General features: G+C 46.8%; 10 protein-coding genes. All 10 read left to right on the top strand.

Annotated features, from left to right (window positions below):
* Positions 1-455: 455 nt before the first annotated feature.
* Positions 456-5,006 carry a glutamate synthase large subunit gene (gene gltB, locus FKN08_RS14225; protein ID WP_170892366.1) on the top strand — a complete coding sequence of 1,517 codons (4,551 nt, stop codon included), beginning with the start codon at positions 456-458 and terminating at the stop codon, positions 5,004-5,006.
* Complete coding sequence (locus tag FKN08_RS14220; RefSeq protein WP_006742690.1) at positions 5,006-6,475, top strand: glutamate synthase subunit beta; 1,470 nt, start codon at positions 5,006-5,008, stop codon at positions 6,473-6,475. The genes gltB (FKN08_RS14225) and FKN08_RS14220 overlap by 1 nt, the downstream gene beginning before the upstream one ends.
* Before the next feature lie 451 nt (positions 6,476-6,926).
* Positions 6,927-11,390 (top strand): glutamate synthase large subunit, encoded by a 4,464-nt coding sequence (gltB, locus tag FKN08_RS14215; RefSeq protein WP_170892365.1) that lies wholly within the window; start codon positions 6,927-6,929, stop codon positions 11,388-11,390.
* A 20-nt stretch (positions 11,391-11,410) separates the two neighbouring features.
* A complete protein-coding gene (locus tag FKN08_RS14210; protein WP_170892364.1) occupies positions 11,411-12,823 on the top strand; it encodes an FAD-dependent oxidoreductase in 1,413 nt (470 codons plus the stop codon).
* A gap of 91 nt (positions 12,824-12,914) precedes the next feature.
* Positions 12,915-13,343, top strand: coding sequence for a DUF1499 domain-containing protein (locus tag FKN08_RS14205; protein ID WP_041852996.1), 429 nt, complete (start codon positions 12,915-12,917; stop codon positions 13,341-13,343).
* 63 nt (positions 13,344-13,406) lie between these two features.
* Positions 13,407-14,102, top strand: a complete 696-nt coding sequence (gene mtnN, locus FKN08_RS14200; RefSeq protein WP_005396324.1) for a 5'-methylthioadenosine/S-adenosylhomocysteine nucleosidase — start codon at positions 13,407-13,409, stop codon at positions 14,100-14,102.
* Between the two features lie 11 nt (positions 14,103-14,113).
* The gene (locus tag FKN08_RS14195) at positions 14,114-15,067 is read left to right on the top strand and encodes a cobalamin biosynthesis family protein (protein WP_170892363.1); all 954 of its coding nucleotides are present in this window, start codon (positions 14,114-14,116) and stop codon (positions 15,065-15,067) included.
* On the top strand, positions 15,067-15,891 hold the full coding sequence (gene btuF / locus FKN08_RS14190; protein ID WP_170892362.1) for a vitamin B12 ABC transporter substrate-binding protein BtuF: 825 nt from the start codon (positions 15,067-15,069) through the stop codon (positions 15,889-15,891). Before FKN08_RS14195 ends, btuF begins: the two co-directional genes overlap by 1 nt.
* Before the next feature lie 69 nt (positions 15,892-15,960).
* The gene (locus FKN08_RS14185) at positions 15,961-16,581 is read left to right on the top strand and encodes a TRIC cation channel family protein (RefSeq protein WP_005387377.1); all 621 of its coding nucleotides are present in this window, start codon (positions 15,961-15,963) and stop codon (positions 16,579-16,581) included.
* A gap of 129 nt (positions 16,582-16,710) precedes the next feature.
* Positions 16,711-17,595, top strand: a complete 885-nt coding sequence (locus FKN08_RS14180; protein WP_104969067.1) for a LysR family transcriptional regulator — start codon at positions 16,711-16,713, stop codon at positions 17,593-17,595.
* Positions 17,596-17,625: the final 30 nt, after the last annotated feature.

Here is a 17,625-nt window from a genome sequence, read left to right as displayed (position 1 = left end):
AAACAAACATCATACGGCTCAAAATCAATAAACCTGCATAAATACAGATAAAAAACGTTCATGTTGCGTAAATGTTAAACTAAAAATGCATAATTAAACGAAAAATTGGGTCGCAACGTCGACTTTTTCATTGCATTCTGAAGTGACAAAATTGTAGGATACTTACACAACCCCGTTATTTTTGTGACTTTTATTACAAAGTACACTGCGGGATTTGTCGGTGTTATCCCACTCCTACCTATATAAATCACTAAATAGTGGCAATAAATAAAGGGATACCACCAAGGATTGTTTTTCTCGCAAAACTTTTCCTGCGAGATACGGAAAGGAATCAAGATCGGTCAACCTAGATCGGTGGCGATAATAAATATAAAGGACAAGACGTAATCAATGGTCTAGGTGGCATTTGCCTACCTAGAGCTTTTACGTCGACATTGAACTGGAAGGATGTATCTATGGTAGATAGAGAGCAAAATCCACAGGGTCTATATACTCCTGAATTGGAGCATGACGCGTGTGGTATCGGTTTTGTTGCTCACCTTAAAAACCGTAAATCTCATGAAGTAGTGACTCAAGCATTGGATATGCTAGCTCGCATGGAGCACCGTGGTGGTCAAGGTTGTGATCCATGCAGCGGTGATGGTGCGGGTATCTTGCTACAAAAACCTCATGAATTCCTATTAGAAGAGGCCGTTAAGCTCGGCATTAAACTACCTTCATTTGAAAAGTATGGTGTGGGTGTCGTACTTTTCCCGAAAGACGAATACAAACGCGAGCAATGCCGTGACATTCTAGAACGCAACGCTCAGCGTCTAGACCTTGAAGTTATTGGCTACCGCGTTTTGCCAACCGATAACTCGATGATCGGTGCCGACCCGCTAAGCACAGAACCTCAGTTTGAGCATGTGTTTATCTCTGGTGGTCCAGGTATCACACCTGAAGAGCTAGAGCGCAAACTGTACGTACTTCGTAACTACACTGTACGTGTTTGCCTAGAGAGCGTTTCGAACATTGGTGATGACTTCTACATTAACTCAATGTCTTACAAGACATTGGTGTACAAAGGTCAGTTAACGACCGAGCAAGTCCCTCAGTACTTCCTTGATCTGCAAAACCCGACCATGGTGACCGCACTGGCACTGGTACACTCTCGCTTCTCTACCAACACCTTCCCGAAATGGCGTCTTGCACAACCTTTCCGTTACATTGCCCACAACGGCGAAATCAACACCGTTCGCGGTAACTTGAACTGGATGAAAGCCCGTGAGGCGATCATTGAATCCGATTTATTTACCCAAGCTGAAATCGACATGCTGCTTCCTATTTGTCAGGAAGGCAGTTCGGATTCATCTAACTTTGACATGGCACTTGAGCTCCTAGTTCTTTCTGGTCGTAGCCTGCCGCACGCATTGATGATGATGATCCCGGAAGCATGGCAAGAAAACAAAAACATGGATCCTAAGCGTCGCGCGTTCTATCAGTACCACGCGAACATCATGGAACCATGGGATGGTCCGGCTTCAGTATGTTTTACTGATGGTGTTCAAGTTGGTGCGACACTCGACCGTAACGGTCTGCGCCCTTCTCGCTACACAGTGACCAAAGATAACTTCCTAGTAATGGCATCAGAATCTGGTGTTGTGGATATTGAGCCAGAGAACGTTGAGTTCCGCGGTCGTCTACAACCAGGTCGCATCTTCGTTGCAGACCTAGAGCAAGGTCGCATCATCTCTGATGAAGAAGTGAAAGACACCATCGCAACGGCACAGCCTTACGAAAAGTGGGTAGAAGAAAACCTACTAAGCTTGAAGAAGCTGCCAGATGCGAGCAACCAATTCAGCCAACCTAAGCCAGAACATCTTCTACACCGCCAACAAGCGTTTGGCGTAAGTACTGAAGAAGTGAACGAAATCATCGTTCCAATGGCAAATGAAGGTAAAGAGCCATTATCAGCAATGGGTGCCGACTGGCCTCTTGCAGTGCTATCTCATCAGTCGCAACATCTTTCAAACTACTTCAAGCAGCTGTTTGCACAGGTAACTAACCCACCGATCGATCCGATCCGTGAGCGTATGGTGATGTCGCTGAACACTTACTTGGGTAAAGACCAAAACCTTCTGACTGAAACACCACTTCACTGTCAGAAAGTAGAATTGGAATCGCCTGTTCTGGCGAACTCTGAGCTTGAGAAACTGCGTGCTATTGACAACGAGCATCTTCAGGCGAAGACACTAGATATCGTATTCCAAGCTAGTGAAGACCAAGGCAAGCTTGAGCGCGCACTAAAACGTATCTGCCAATACGCAGAAGACGCGGTTATTGATGGTTACTCAATCATCCTACTAACTGACCGCGCAGTGAACTCAAACCACGCCGCTATCCCAGCCATGCTGGCAGTTGGTGCAGTGCATCACCACTTGATCCGCAAAGGTCTACGTGCGAAGTGTGACATTGTGGTTGAAACCGGTGACGCGCGTGAAACGCACCACTTTGCAACGCTAATTGGTTACGGTGCCAACGCCGTTAACCCATACCTAGTGATTGAAACCATCATTGAGCTTCAGCGTACGAAGAAGCTGGACCCAGAAGCGAACCCTCGCGATCTGTTCAACAACTACCGTAAAGCGATCAATGGCGGTCTTCTGAAGATCTTCTCGAAGATGGGTATCTCAACCCTGCAGTCGTACCACGGTGCGCAAATCTTCGAAGCCTTAGGTATTCATAAGTCAGTGGTAGACAAGTACTTCACAGGTACAGTTTCTCGTATCCAAGGTCTCACCCTTGACGATATTGCTAAAGAAGTGCTCGTTCGTCACCGCATCGGTTACCCACAACGCGAAATCCCAATTCAAATGCTGGATGTGGGTGGTGTTTACCAATGGAAACAGCGTGGTGAGAAGCACCTATTCAACCCAGAAACCATTTCTCTACTGCAAGAGTCTACGCGCAACAAGAACTACGATCAGTTCAAGCAGTACGCGACAGCAGTCGATAAACAAGGTGACAACGCGGTAACTCTGCGTAGCCAGCTAGAATTCATTAAGAACCCAGCCGGTTCTATCTCTATCGACGAAGTCGAACCAATTGAAAGCATCGTGAAACGCTTCGCGACGGGTGCTATGTCATTCGGTTCTATTTCTTACGAAGCACACTCCACACTAGCTGTTGCGATGAACCGTCTTGGCGCGAAATCGAACTCTGGTGAAGGTGGTGAAGACCCAATGCGTTTCGAGCGCAAAGAGAACGGCGATTGGGAACGCTCTGCAATCAAGCAGGTAGCTTCGGGTCGTTTCGGCGTAACCTCTTACTACCTAACCAACGCTGATGAGTTACAAATCAAGATGGCTCAAGGTGCGAAACCAGGTGAAGGTGGTCAGCTACCAGGCGATAAAGTAGATGACTGGATCGGTGCTACACGTCACTCAACTCCGGGCGTCGGTCTTATCTCGCCGCCACCACACCACGATATCTACTCAATCGAAGATTTGGCTCAGCTTATCTACGATTTGAAGAACGCGAACCGCGCGGGTCGTGTAAACGTGAAGCTGGTATCGGAAGCTGGCGTAGGTACGATCGCTTCTGGTGTTGCTAAAGCGAAAGCGGACGTTGTACTTATCGCAGGTTTCGACGGCGGAACTGGTGCATCACCAATGTCTTCAATCCGTCATACTGGTCTTCCTTGGGAACTTGGCTTGGCAGAAACGCACCAAACGCTACTGAAGAACGGTCTACGTAACCGTATCGTGGTTCAAGCAGATGGTCAGATGAAGACACCTCGCGACCTTGCAGTGGCAACACTACTCGGTGCAGAAGAATGGGGCGTAGCAACCGCAGCATTAGTGGTTGAAGGTTGTATCATGATGCGTAAGTGTCATAAGAACACCTGTCCTGTTGGTATCGCGACTCAGAACAAGACGCTTCGCGAGCGCTTTGATGGCCGCGTAGAAGACGTCGTAACCTTCTTCCAATACATGGCACAAGGTCTACGTGAAATCATGGCTGAACTTGGCTTCCGCACTATCGATGAGATGGTCGGCCAAGGTCAGAAGCTGAAGATTCGCCAAGACGTTTCTCACTGGAAATACAAGAACCTAGATCTGTCTCCTGTTCTACACGTTGAACAGCCACGTGAGTCAGACGGTATCCATAACCAAACGCAACAGAACCACAATCTTGAATCGGTACTAGACCGTAAGCTGATTCAAGCAGCGATTCCTGCACTCGAGAAAGGCGAAGCGGTGAATGCCGAGTTCCCTATCGTCAACACTGACCGTTCTGCGGGCACCATGCTGTCGAACGAAATCTCGAAAGTGTACAAAGATGCCGGTCTACCTCAGCCAATGAACGTGAAATTCAAAGGTTCTGCGGGTCAGTCATTCGGCGCATTCCTAGCTAAGGGCGTGAAGTTCGAAGTAGAAGGCGACGCGAACGACTACTGGGGTAAAGGCTTATCTGGCGGTACGTTAGTACTTTACCCAGATGCGAAATCAAGCATTGTCGCAGAAGACAACATCGTGGTTGGTAACGTGTGTTTCTACGGTGCAACTTCGGGTGAGTCTTTCATTCGCGGTATGGCTGGTGAACGTTTCTGTGTTCGTAACTCAGGTGCGAAAGTAGTAGTAGAAGGCGTCGGTGACCACGGTTGTGAATACATGACTGGCGGTGCAGCAATTATCCTTGGTTCAACAGGTCGTAACTTTGCCGCAGGTATGAGTGGCGGCGTGGCTTACGTATGGGATAAATCAGGCGACTTTGAGTCAAAACTGAACCCAGAGCTAGTAGACCTAGATCCAATCGAGAAAGAAGACAGAGATCTATTACTCGACATGCTAACTAAGCATGTTCAATTCACAGGAAGTGAAGTCGCTCAGTCTTTCCTAGACAACTTTGAAGCAAGCCTAGCCTCTATGGTTAAGGTAATGCCGCGTGACTATAAAGCGGTGCTTCAAAAGCGTAAAGCTGAAGCACAGTCTCAAGGAAACGAAACTCAAGTGGAGGCCGTATAATGGGTAAGCCTACTGGATTTTTAGAGCACGGTCGTGAACTACCACAGAAGATCGACCCAGCTGAACGCATCAAGAACAACAAAGAGTTCGTTCTGAACGAGGAGTTTGGTGACAAGATCAATACTCAAGCGTCTCGTTGTATGGATTGTGGTGTGCCGTTTTGTCATAACGGCTGCCCTATCGGTAACATCATCCCAGAGTTTAACGATGCGGTTTATCGTGATAGCTGGGAAGAAGCATGGAACATTCTAAGCTCAACCAATAACTTCCCAGAGTTTACTGGTCGTGTTTGCCCTGCTCCATGTGAAAGTGCTTGTGTACTTGGCATCAACCAAGACCCAATCACCATCTGTAACATCGAGAAAACCATCGTAGAAACGGCGTATCGTGAAGGGTACGCCAAGCCAAAAACGCCACGTTCTCGCACTGGTAAAACGATAGCGATCATTGGATCTGGACCTGCTGGTCTTGCGGCTGCTGAGCAGCTAAACAGCGCTGGTCATACTGTGACAGTATTCGAGCGAGACGAGAAGGTTGGTGGTCTGCTGCGTTTCGGTATTCCAGATTTTAAACTGAGCATGGAAGTCATTGATCGTAAGATCAATCTAATGGCAGAAGCTGGCGTTGAGTTTAAAGTAAACCAACACGTCGGTGTTGATGTAAATGCTCAGCAACTGCGTCAAGAGTTCGATGTGGTTCTACTGACGGGTGGCTCAACGGTTCCACGTGATTTGCCAGTTCCGGGTCGTGAGCTCAAAGGCGTTCACTTCGCAATGGAATTCCTAGGTCAAAACAACCGACGTGCAAATAACATGGACCTGAAAACGGAAGAGATTCACGCAAAAGGTAAACATGTGGTTGTTATTGGTGGTGGTGATACCGGTTCAGACTGTGTAGGTACGTCAAACCGTCACGGCGCAGCAAGCGTAACTCAAGTGGAAATCATGCCGATTCCACCAGAAAAGCGTCCTGCTAATATGCCTTGGCCTCAATACCCAATGATCCTACGTACTTCGACCTCTCATGAAGAAGGTGTCGATCGTCACTGGAACATCCTGACCAAAGAGTTCATCGGCAATGACAAAGGTGAAGTCACAGGCCTTCGTCTTGCTGATATCGTTTGGCAAGATGCAAAACCAGGCGAGCGCCCAAGTTTCAAAGAAGTAGAAGGCAGCGAGCGAGTGATCCCATGTGATATGGCATTCCTAGCAATGGGCTTCTTACACCCAGAACCTACAGGCGTGCTTGCTCAACTGGATATCGCGCTAGATGATCGCGGTAACGTAGCAACTCAAGGTTTTGCTACTAACCAAGAAGGCGTATTTGCTGCTGGTGATATGCGAACAGGCCAATCTTTGGTGGTTCGTTGTATCAACGAAGGTCGCGAATGTGCTCGTGCTATCGATGACTACCTAATGGATGGCACAAACCTAGAAGCAAAAGCAGATTCACTGATGCTTTCTGCTTAACGGAAGTATTCACGCTTCCCTCTTTCAATGCCATAAATAGCCATCAGCGATATCGATGGCTATTAGCAAAGAAAGAAAACAATTCCTTCCAATCTTTCTATTTTGACCAGCATTTTATGCTGGTCTTTTTTATTTCCCACAGAATCAAATGTTACTTTTTTGTAACAATCAATTTTCTATCTATTTGAAATTATTAAACTATTTTAGCTTATTAAATGGTAAATCGCATATTCACGCGATGATTCACTAATAACTTGACCTTTTTTACAATAAGCTATAGCTTGTGAAGTTGGTGAAAATAAAACACACAATTTTTGTTAAGATATTTGACGAATTTTATTGAATAGATATACATAAAACTTAGAAAGTGACGCATAGTTAGTCATCATTATCAACTTGAGCAGTGTTGATATATCTGTCGGGATGACGGATAAGCAAAGGGAGAATTGCAATGGCTCTTTATGATCCAAGTCTTGAGAAAGACAACTGTGGATTTGGCTTGATCGCGCATATGGAAGGCGAACAAAGCCACAAGCTGGTTCGTACAGCAATTTCTGCACTTGACCGAATGACCCACCGTGGTGGTATTGCCGCCGATGGTAAAACCGGTGATGGTTGTGGTCTTCTATTACAAAAGCCCGATTCCTATTTACGTCTTATTGCCGAAGAAAATGGTTTCAACCTTGGCAAGCAATACGCCGTAGGGATGATTTTCTTCAACCAAGATCCGGTCAAAGCTCAACTCGCTAAAGACATCGTCAACAGAGAACTTGCGCAAGAGACGCTAACAGTGGCCGGTTGGCGTGAAGTTCCAACCAATTCAGAAGTGCTCGGTCCAATTGCGGCTAACTCGCTTCCAAATATTCAGCAAGTCTTTATCTCTGCACCGGCTGGTTGGCGAGAGCGTGACATTGAACGTCGTCTCTACATCGCACGCCGTCGCATCGAGAAACAAATCACCGAAGATCCTGATTTCTACATCTGTAGCTTGTCGACTCAAGTTTTGGTGTACAAAGGCCTGTGCATGCCTGCGGACTTACCTCGCTTCTACCTTGATCTTGCTGATCTACGCATGGAATCCGCTATCTGTCTGTTCCACCAGCGTTTTTCTACCAATACTCAACCGCGTTGGCCATTGGCTCAGCCGTTCCGCTATCTTGCTCATAACGGTGAGATCAACACCATTGAAGGTAACCGCCAATGGGCGCGCGCGCGCGCTTACAAGTTCTCGTCACCACTACTGCCCGATCTTCAAACTGCAGCACCATTTGTGAACGAGACAGGTTCAGACTCCTCTAGCTTAGATAATATGCTGGATCTCTTCTTAGCTGGTGGCATGGATATCTTCCGCGCCATGCGTATGCTTGTGCCGCCTGCATGGCAAAACCATCCAGATATGGATCCGGATCTGCGGGCGTTTTACGATTTCAACTCCAAGCACATGGAACCATGGGATGGCCCAGCAGGTATCGTACTGTCCGATGGTCGTTATGCTGCTTGTAATCTAGACCGAAATGGTCTGCGTCCTGCACGTTATGTAATTACCAAAGACAAGTTGATCACTCTGGCATCTGAGGTAGGGATTTGGAATTACGCCCCAGATGAAGTTGCCGAAAAAGGGCGTGTAGGTCCGGGTGAATTGCTCGTCATCGACACTCGTAAAGGTAAGCTTTGGCAGTCTAGCGAGATCGATAATGATCTGAAATCTCGTCACCCTTATCGCGAATGGATGGAAAACAACATTCGCAAACTCACACCATTTTCTCAGCTACCTGAGGATCAAGTAGGCGAGCGCAGCTTTGATGAAGACTTACTTAAGACTTATCAAAAGCAATTCGCGATGACGAACGAAGAAGTCGACCAAGTTCTGCGTGTACTCGGAGAAATGGGCCAAGAAGCCGTTGGTTCTATGGGTGACGATACTCCAATGGCAGTGCTCTCCTCAAAAGAGCGCTTGGTAACTGACTACTTCCGCCAGAAATTCGCTCAGGTCACCAATCCACCGATCGATCCACTGCGTGAAAAACACGTGATGTCACTGGCGACCAGTATCGGTAAGGAAATGAATGTCTTCTGTGAAACCGATGGCCACGCGCATCGCGTAACATTTGATTCGCCTGTACTGCTTTATTCAGACATGCAGCAACTGCTCGAGCTTGGTGACGATCACTACCGTAATACCATTCTAGATATCAACTACGACCCACAAGAGAAAGATCTTAAACAAGCCATTAATGATCTCTGTGAGCAAGCAGAGCAAGTCGTACGTGAAGGCACGGTTTTAGTGGTACTTTCAGATCGCGCTTTGGTCAAAGGCAAGTTACCAATTCCAGCGGCAATGGCAGTCGGCGCCGTTCAAACTCGTTTGATTGATGCGAACTTACGTTGCGATGCCAACATTGTAGTCGAAACCGCAACTGCACGTGACCCACACCAATTTGCTGTCTTGCTTGGCTTTGGTGCGACTGCAGTTTACCCATACCTTGCTTATGAAGCGTTAGGTAAACTGATTGATGATAAGGCACTAGAGAAAGACTATCGCGATGTGATGCAGAACTACCAATACGGCATCAACAAGGGCCTGTATAAAATCATGTCAAAGATGGGGATCTCAACCATCGCCTCTTACCGCTGCTCACAACTGTTTGAAGCAGTTGGCTTGAACCAAGATGTGGTCGACCAGTGTTTTAAAGGCGTCACAACTCGAATTGAAGGCGCGAATTTTGACGACTTCCAACAAGATCTTACAAACTTATCTCGCAAAGCATGGGCGAAACGTAAATCGATTGATCATGGCGGCTTGTTAAAGTATGTCCATGGAGGTGAGTATCATGCTTACAACCCGGATGTTGTCGGCACGCTGCAACAGGCCGTTAAATCTGGCGAAAGTAACGACTATCAGAGCTTTGCTAAGCAGGTAAACCAACGCCCTGTTGCTATGTTGCGTGACTTAATGTCGCTGAAAAAATCAGACTCACCGCTGCCACTTGAGCAAATAGAACCGAAAACCGAACTGTTTAAACGCTTCGACTCTGCGGCCATGTCCATTGGCGCACTTAGCCCTGAAGCGCATGAAGCCCTCGCGACTGCGATGAACCGTCTTGGTGGCTATTCAAACTCCGGTGAAGGTGGTGAAGATCCTCGCCGTTTCGGCACTGAACGTAACTCGCGCATCAAGCAAATTGCTTCTGGCCGATTTGGTGTCACGCCTCATTACCTTACTAATGCGGATGTACTACAAATCAAGGTAGCGCAAGGAGCTAAACCAGGTGAAGGTGGACAGCTACCGGGACACAAAGTCACCGCAGAAATCGCCAAGCTACGTTACTCCGTGCAAGGGGTGACGTTAATCTCCCCTCCTCCACATCACGATATTTATTCAATTGAAGATTTGGCCCAGCTGATCTTCGACCTTAAACAAGTCAACCCGAATGCGCTGGTTTCGGTAAAACTCGTCTCCGAGCCAGGTGTCGGCACCATCGCAACGGGCGTAGCCAAGGCTTACGCTGATCTCATTACCATCTCGGGTTACGACGGCGGTACGGCAGCAAGCCCACTGACTTCGGTAAAATACGCAGGTAGTCCATGGGAATTAGGTCTAGCAGAGACACAACAAGCACTGGTTGCTAATGGTCTGCGTCATAAGATCCGCCTACAGGTAGATGGTGGTCTAAAGACTGGTTTAGACGTAGTTAAAGCCGCAATTTTAGGTGCAGAAAGCTTCGGTTTTGGTACTGCACCAATGGTCGCTATGGGTTGTAAGTTCCTACGAATTTGTCACCTCAACAACTGTGCAACTGGGGTTGCGACTCAAGACGAGACACTGCGTAAAGAATACTTCAAAGGTCTACCAGAAATGGTGATGAATTACTTCACCGGACTGGCAGAAGAAGTGCGCGAGCTGCTTTCTGAGCTAGGCGTTGAAAAACTGACGGACTTGATTGGTCGTACCGATTTACTTGAAGCAGTAGAAGGCTTTACCGCGAAGCAAACCAAATTGGATCTATCCAACATTCTAGAAGCTCCCGTCTCGCCTGAAGGTCATCCGCTGTTTTGGACAGAGCCAAACAAACCGTTTGATAAAGCTGAGCTCAATCAAAAGATCATTGATGATGCCATGCATGCGGTAGAAAACAGCCAATCAGCAAGTTTCTTCTACAATGTCATCAACACTGATCGTTCTGTGGGTGCTCGCTTATCTGGCGAAATAGCGAAGCGCTATGGCAACCAAGGATTGGCGGCTTCCCCTATCAAAATCTATCTTGACGGCACTGCCGGCCAGTCGTTTGGCGTTTGGAATGCGGGAGGCGTAGAGCTTTACCTCACAGGTGATGCGAATGACTACGTAGGGAAAGGGATGGCAGGCGGCAAGATCGCCATTAAACCTCACTTAGGTACAGCGTTCAAGTGTCATGAAGCCACCATTATTGGTAACACGTGTTTGTACGGCGCAACGGGCGGTAAACTGTTCGCGGCAGGTAAAGCGGGTGAGCGTTTTGGGGTACGTAACTCAGGTACGATTGCCGTCATTGAAGGTGCGGGAGATAACGCTTGTGAGTACATGACAGGCGGTATTGTTGCCATTCTAGGTGCAACAGGCGTGAACTTTGGTGCAGGTATGACCGGAGGCTTTGCCTATGTTCTGGATGAAAACCAAAGCTTTGAAGGTCGAGTCAATACTGAATCTGTCGAAGCCATTTCATTGTCCGATCTATACATCCACCAAGAGCATTTGCGCGGCCTGATTGCGGAACACCTTGAAGAAACAGGGTCGAGCCACGCAGAAAATATTTTGGCGAACTTTGATGAATGGATTCCAAAGTTCTATTTGGTGAAACCACAAGCGGCAGATCTTCGCACGCTACTTGGTCACCAGAGCCGCAGTGCCGCTGAGCTGCGCGTTCAAGCCCAGTAATCATGGAGGATGTTTGAATCATGAGTCAGAACGTTTATCAATTTATCGATGTTCAACGCGTAGATCCTGCGAAGAAGCCTATCAAAGTTCGTAAGATCGAGTTCGTTGAAATCTATGAACCGTTTACCAAACAACAAGCGACTGCGCAGGCGGATCGCTGCTTAGATTGCGGTAACCCATACTGTGAATGGAAGTGCCCAGTACACAACTACATCCCTCAATGGCTAAAACTGGCAAATGAGGGACGTATTCTTGAAGCTGTTGAGCTATCGCATCAAACCAATAGTTTACCTGAAGTATGTGGACGCGTTTGTCCTCAAGACCGCCTATGTGAAGGTTCATGCACGCTTAATGATGACTTTGGTGCCGTCACCATCGGTAATATAGAAAAGTACATTACCGACAAAGCCTTTGAAATGGGCTGGAAGCCAGATATGTCCAAGGTGGAGTGGACCGATAAAAAGGTCGCAATCATTGGAGCTGGCCCAGCAGGCTTGGCAGCCGCTGATATCCTAGTGCGCAATGGCGTTAAGCCAGTCGTGTTTGACCGCTACCCAGAAATCGGCGGACTACTGACTTTCGGTATCCCTTCGTTCAAGCTTGAAAAAGGGGTAATGGAAAATCGTCGCCGTGTGTTCACTGAAATGGGCGTCGAGTTCCGCATGAACGTGGAAGTCGGTAAAGATGTACAAATGCAAGATCTAATCGATGAGTACGATGCCATTTTCTTAGGCGTTGGCACCTATAAATACATGCGTGCAGGACTAGAAAATGAGGATGCGCCGGGTGTGTATGACGCGCTGCCATTTTTAATTTCGAATACCTACAAAGTCATGGAGCTTGAGAACAGCCAACCTTTTATCGACATGGCAGGAAAGAAAGTGGTCGTGCTTGGTGGTGGCGATACCGCAATGGACTGTGTACGAACCTCTATTCGCCAAGGAGCCTCCAATGTGATTTGTGCTTATCGTCGTGACGAAGCCAACATGCCAGGTTCACGTCGAGAAGTGAAAAACGCTAAAGAGGAAGGCGTGAAGTTTATGTTTAACCTGCAACCACTCGGTGTGGAGGTCGACGCCTCAGGTAACGTATCGGGCGTTAAAGTGGTAAAAACCGCTTTAGGTGAGCCCGATGATGCAGGTCGTCGCAGACCAGAACCAGTGGAAGGCAGCGAACATGTATTGCCTGCGGATGCCGTGATCATGGCATTTGGTTTCCAGCCACACAAAATGGACTGGTTAGAACCGTATGGTGTCGATTTAGACCTATGGGGACGTATCAAGGCACCTGTTGAGCAAGCGTTCATGTACCAAACCAGCAATGCGAAAATCTTCGCTGGCGGTGATGCGGTCCGTGGCTCAGACCTCGTCGTAACCGCCATTGATGAAGGGCGAAAAGCGGCAGAAGGCATTCTTGATTACCTAGAAGTCTAATCACAGCTAACATCACAAAAAGGATCCTATTATTGGATCCTTTTTCTTTTGTATCCATATAATTAGAAGCAAAACTATAAGAGTAAATACAATGAAAAAAGCCGCTCTCCTTTCCATCACTTTACTCAGCCTTACAGCCTGCAGCCAAGGGGTCACCAGTATGCCAGATCGTTCTCAATCACCTTGTGGTGACAAACCAAATTGCGTTTCAACTCAGGACTCTAGAGACAAGTTTCAATTAGCACCTTTTTTGCTCACTGAATCCGCAACGTTAGATGCCATTGAGCAAGCTGCGCTTCAACTTCCTGGCGCCAAAACCGCGGTAAAAGAGGGCGATTACCTTCGGATAGAATGCACATCTAAAATCATGCGCTTCGTGGATGACCTCGAATTAAAAGTAGCAGGAGACAAACTGATTGTTCGCTCAGAGTCACGTGTGGGCTATTCTGACTTTGGCGTAAACAGAAAGCGCGCCGAACAATTACGAGAAAAGCTCACTCAAGCTAAGCTCATCAAATAGAAAACTGCTCACGGGGAGTGCTATACTCTCGGCCAACTAAAATATTTACCGAAAGAGAGTGTTATGAAAGTTGGTATCATCGGTGCGATGGAACAAGAAGTGACCATCCTGAAAGAAGCAATCACAAACTGCAAAACCGTAAATAAAGCAGGTTGTACGTTTTTCTCTGGTCAAATTAATGATGTAGAAGTAGTCGTACTACAATCAGGTATCGGTAAAGTTGCAGCTGCAGTAGGCACTACCATTCTTCTTGATGAATACCAGCCAGATGTTGTGATTAACACAGGCTCTGCTGGTGGCTTCGATTCAAGCCTAAATCTAGGTGATGTTGTTATCTCAACAGAAGTTCGTCATCACGATGCAGACGTGACCGCTTTTGGTTATGAAATTGGCCAAATGGCTGGCCAGCCTGCTGCATTCAAAGCGGATGAAAAGCTAATGGATTTAGCAGAAAAGGCACTAGCGCAAATGGAAAACACTCATGCAGTTCGCGGCCTGATCTGTACTGGTGATGCATTTGTTTGCACCGCTGAACGCCAAGAGTTTATTCGTAAGCACTTCCCATCCGTTATCGCGGTAGAAATGGAAGCATCTGCTATCGCTCAAACTTGTCACCAATTCAACACGCCGTTTGTTGTTGTGCGTGCAATCTCTGATGTCGCTGATAAAGAGTCACCAATGAGCTTTGATGAGTTCCTACCGCTAGCAGCAAAAAGCTCTTCTGAAATGGTATTCAAAATGCTGGAACTCATTAAGTAAACGACTCATTCATGGAAGAAGTTTTTCAGTCATTTTATGCCAACGGTGCGCTCCTTATTATGTGGGGCGCACTGCTCTTTCACCTTCTTTTACCAATCCCCCGTTCATCGCATCCCATCACTTTATGGCGAAAGTTAGCTGAGCAGCTCGCCAACAAAGTGAACAATAATCACAGTTACTCACAGAGCCTGACCTCCGGCAGTCTTGCATTGGGCTTGATGCTATTGCCTTGCTTGATCTTGCTGATTGCCGTGGAGCCATTCGTTTGGCAAGTGCCTTTATACGAACTAGTGCTATTGATCATTGCTTTGGACTGGCGCAACAGTGAAGCCTTAACAAAACAACTCGTCACAAGTATGTCGAGAGAAGACAAAGCCCAGTGCCGACAATTACTGAGACCATATCTTAATCGCGATACTGACAGCCTCTCGATCATCGGCATAGGTAAAGCAAGCTCAGAAGCTGTGATTATGGGATACAGCCGCAACGTAATCGGTGTGTTATTTTGGTACGCACTAGCAGGTGGTATTGGTGCGTTAATGTATCGACTAACCACAGAGTTAGCTCGAGTTTGGTCCCCTAGCCGACGCCAATATTTGCCCTTTGGTAAACCTGCCGTTCAGCTGGTTGCCGCTCTGGATATTATTCCACTTCGTCTCTTTGCCATACTTTTAGCTGTAGGAAAGAACGTAAGCAATGTGCTTTCTGGTGTACAGCAACAAGCGAAGTCTTGGCCACTGCCCGGGCCCGCCTGGGTGTTGTGTACCATCGGACACAAACTACAACTCTCTTTATGCGGCCCTGCTATCTATCAAGGTATACGTGCGGAACGCGCAAAAATCGGTGGACGAATCGCCCCATCGGCTATTCACCTTTCACAAATACATACGCTGCTCGTTTGGCGAGTCTTCGTTTGGATAGCTATCCAAAGTCTGCTTTTAGGAATGATTTATCAAGGATTATGATGAATAAACTATGCTTCGCATTAACGCTGTTTGTTTCGACAGCGACCTTCGCCCAAACACCAGTGCAACGCATTGTAAGTTTAGCTCCGCATGCCACTGAAATTGCCTTTGCGGCAGGGCTAGGAGACAAGCTTGTTGCTGTCAGCGAAATGAGTGATTATCCAGAGCAGGCAAAGCAGCTGGAAAGAGTCTCTAATTACCAAGGAATTAAATTAGAGCGCATTATTGCTCTTCAACCGGATTTAGTCATTGCTTGGCCGGCAGGAAACCCGGCAAAAGAGCTGGAGAAAATTAAACAGTTCGGCATTCCTATCTATTATTCCACTACAGGCTCACTGGAAGATATCGCCAATAATATCGAGCAGCTAAGCCAATACAGCGAAACCCCGCAAATAGGACAAAAGGCCGCTGAAGATTTTAGAACGCAACTGAATACACTAAAAGAGAAGTACAACACGCACGAGAAAGTTCGTTACTTTTATCAGTTGAGTGAAAAGCCTATCATCACTGTCGCCGGGAAGAACTGGCCAAGTGAAGTCTTTACTTTTTGCGGTGGTGAAAACATTTTCGCAGCATCCAGCGCGCCTTATCCTCAGGTCAGCATCGAGCAGGTCATCACTCGCCAACCAGAGGTTATTTTTACTTCTCGTCACGCAATGAGTAATGATGGTATGTGGGCAGAGTGGAGCAATGAGCTTCCCGCACTTAGAAATAAACACATCTGGTCTCTAAACTCAGATTGGATTAACCGCCCAACCCCACGCACACTAAATGCGATCACAGAAGTGTGTGAGCACTTTAAAAGCGTTCGTCAAAAACGCTAACGATTTCGTGGCAAATACCGTACAATTTCCGCCCATTTTTTCTCACACTATATAAAGGTACTAAGTAACATGGACTCCATGCTGCTTTATATGATCGATTTGTTCGGTACCGCTGTTTTCGCTATCTCTGGCGTGTTACTGGCGGGCCGTTTAAAAATGGATCCATTCGGCGTTATCGTTCTCGGCAGTGTGACTGCTATTGGTGGCGGAACAATCCGAGACATGGCGCTAGGTGCCACTCCTGTATTTTGGATAACAGATACTACGTACTTATGGGTGATATTTGTTACGTGTCTACTAACCATGCTTGTTATTCGAAGACCCAAGCGACTCTCATGGTGGGTATTACCCGTTTGTGATGCGATCGGCCTTGCAGTATTTGTAGGAATAGGTGTAGAGAAAGCCCTCGCTTACAACGCGTCAGGGATGGTCGCAGTGATCATGGGAGTCATTACTGGTTGTGGAGGTGGCATTATACGAGACGTGCTGGCTCGCGAAGTTCCTATGGTATTAAGAAGTGAAGTCTACGCTACGGCATGTATTATTGGCGGCATCTTCCATACGATGGCGGTAAACATGGGTTATGACCACTCAACGGCTTTACTCGCTGGTGTAATCTCAACGCTCATTATACGTCTCGGTGCTATTCGTTGGCATCTATCCCTGCCAACTTTCGCAATTAATCGTTAAACACAAATTACATGATTCGGTCATGGAGTCGACTGAGTGTCGGCTCCTCTCATTTATACTCATTTGATTCGCCAATTCTTGTACAATTCGCTAAATTATTTCAACCATTCCTAACTTTCATTAATTATTATGTTGCTTGAAGGTATTGAGACGTTACTTGTCCTCAGTAAAGAAAAAACCATGAGCCGCACGGGCAGCCAACTCTATATTAGTCAATCTGCGGTGAGTAAGCGCATTTCGAATCTAGAGAAGAAGTTAGGAAAAAAATTGATTGAGCCAAGTGGTCGGCACATAAAGCTGACCTCCGATGGCCTTGCGCTCATCAACACGATCGAGCCAACGTTCAATGAGTTAAGAGGTCAGATCTATGATCAGCAAGAAATAGAAGATACTTCTTTGATCAAGATAGACTGCTCTGAAACCTTAGTCGCTGGATACCTTAGTGTGATCATGGCAGAACGCTTTGCCCATGACCAGTACATACGAATATCGACCAATCATACACCACGCATTATTGAGAACGTCAAATCAGGTAAAGCGACACTGGGATTCTGTGCCGGTTATTTACCGCCTCATCATGGATTAATGAGCCTTCACCTCGCTGATGAACCTTTTTCAATCGTCAGTAGATACCCACTTTCGCAACTACCCAAAGCCATTTTGACCAATGACTTAACCAATCCTGCCAACACTTACCAACAAGCTATTTTGTCAAAATACGGAATTGAGCCTTTGATGGAAATGGATTCATACACTGCGGCAGCACAACTGGCTTTGGGCGGAATGGCTCCCGCTTTAATTCCTAAATCTATCCTGAAGACACTTAATATCACACCCAAATTCTGCTATGACTTTGAAGAACTAGGACAGTTAATTCGACCAATACATATCTGCTTGCGCCACAGCGCATATCGCAGCAAACGAGTTAAAGCACTGACAAAATCCATTGCTGATGTTGTTGCCAAAGAAGTTTCGTTGCCATTAGCATCGACATCACAACAACTAGACAATTGAAGTAGAGTATAATGTAAAAGTGTATTTCAT

Source organism: Vibrio sp. 1-2 (7-a) (assembly GCF_013048515.1).
GTDB classification, from domain to species: domain Bacteria; phylum Pseudomonadota; class Gammaproteobacteria; order Enterobacterales; family Vibrionaceae; genus Vibrio; species Vibrio diabolicus.
The sequence above is the reverse complement of the archived record's forward strand: the minus strand, read 5'-3'. Positions and strand labels throughout refer to the sequence as shown.

Coding starts and splice junctions, on each gene's coding strand:
- mtnN (WP_005396324.1), top strand. CDS start 13,407: ATGAAAGTTGGTATCATCGGTGCGATGGAACAAGAAGTGACCATCCTG.
- FKN08_RS14185 (WP_005387377.1), top strand. CDS start 15,961: ATGGACTCCATGCTGCTTTATATGATCGATTTGTTCGGTACCGCTGTT.
- FKN08_RS14195 (WP_170892363.1), top strand. CDS start 14,114: ATGGAAGAAGTTTTTCAGTCATTTTATGCCAACGGTGCGCTCCTTATT.
- gltB (WP_170892366.1), top strand. CDS start 456: ATGGTAGATAGAGAGCAAAATCCACAGGGTCTATATACTCCTGAATTG.
- btuF (WP_170892362.1), top strand. CDS start 15,067: ATGAATAAACTATGCTTCGCATTAACGCTGTTTGTTTCGACAGCGACC.
- FKN08_RS14205 (WP_041852996.1), top strand. CDS start 12,915: ATGAAAAAAGCCGCTCTCCTTTCCATCACTTTACTCAGCCTTACAGCC.
- gltB (WP_170892365.1), top strand. CDS start 6,927: ATGGCTCTTTATGATCCAAGTCTTGAGAAAGACAACTGTGGATTTGGC.
- FKN08_RS14210 (WP_170892364.1), top strand. CDS start 11,411: ATGAGTCAGAACGTTTATCAATTTATCGATGTTCAACGCGTAGATCCT.
- FKN08_RS14180 (WP_104969067.1), top strand. CDS start 16,711: ATGTTGCTTGAAGGTATTGAGACGTTACTTGTCCTCAGTAAAGAAAAA.
- FKN08_RS14220 (WP_006742690.1), top strand. CDS start 5,006: ATGGGTAAGCCTACTGGATTTTTAGAGCACGGTCGTGAACTACCACAG.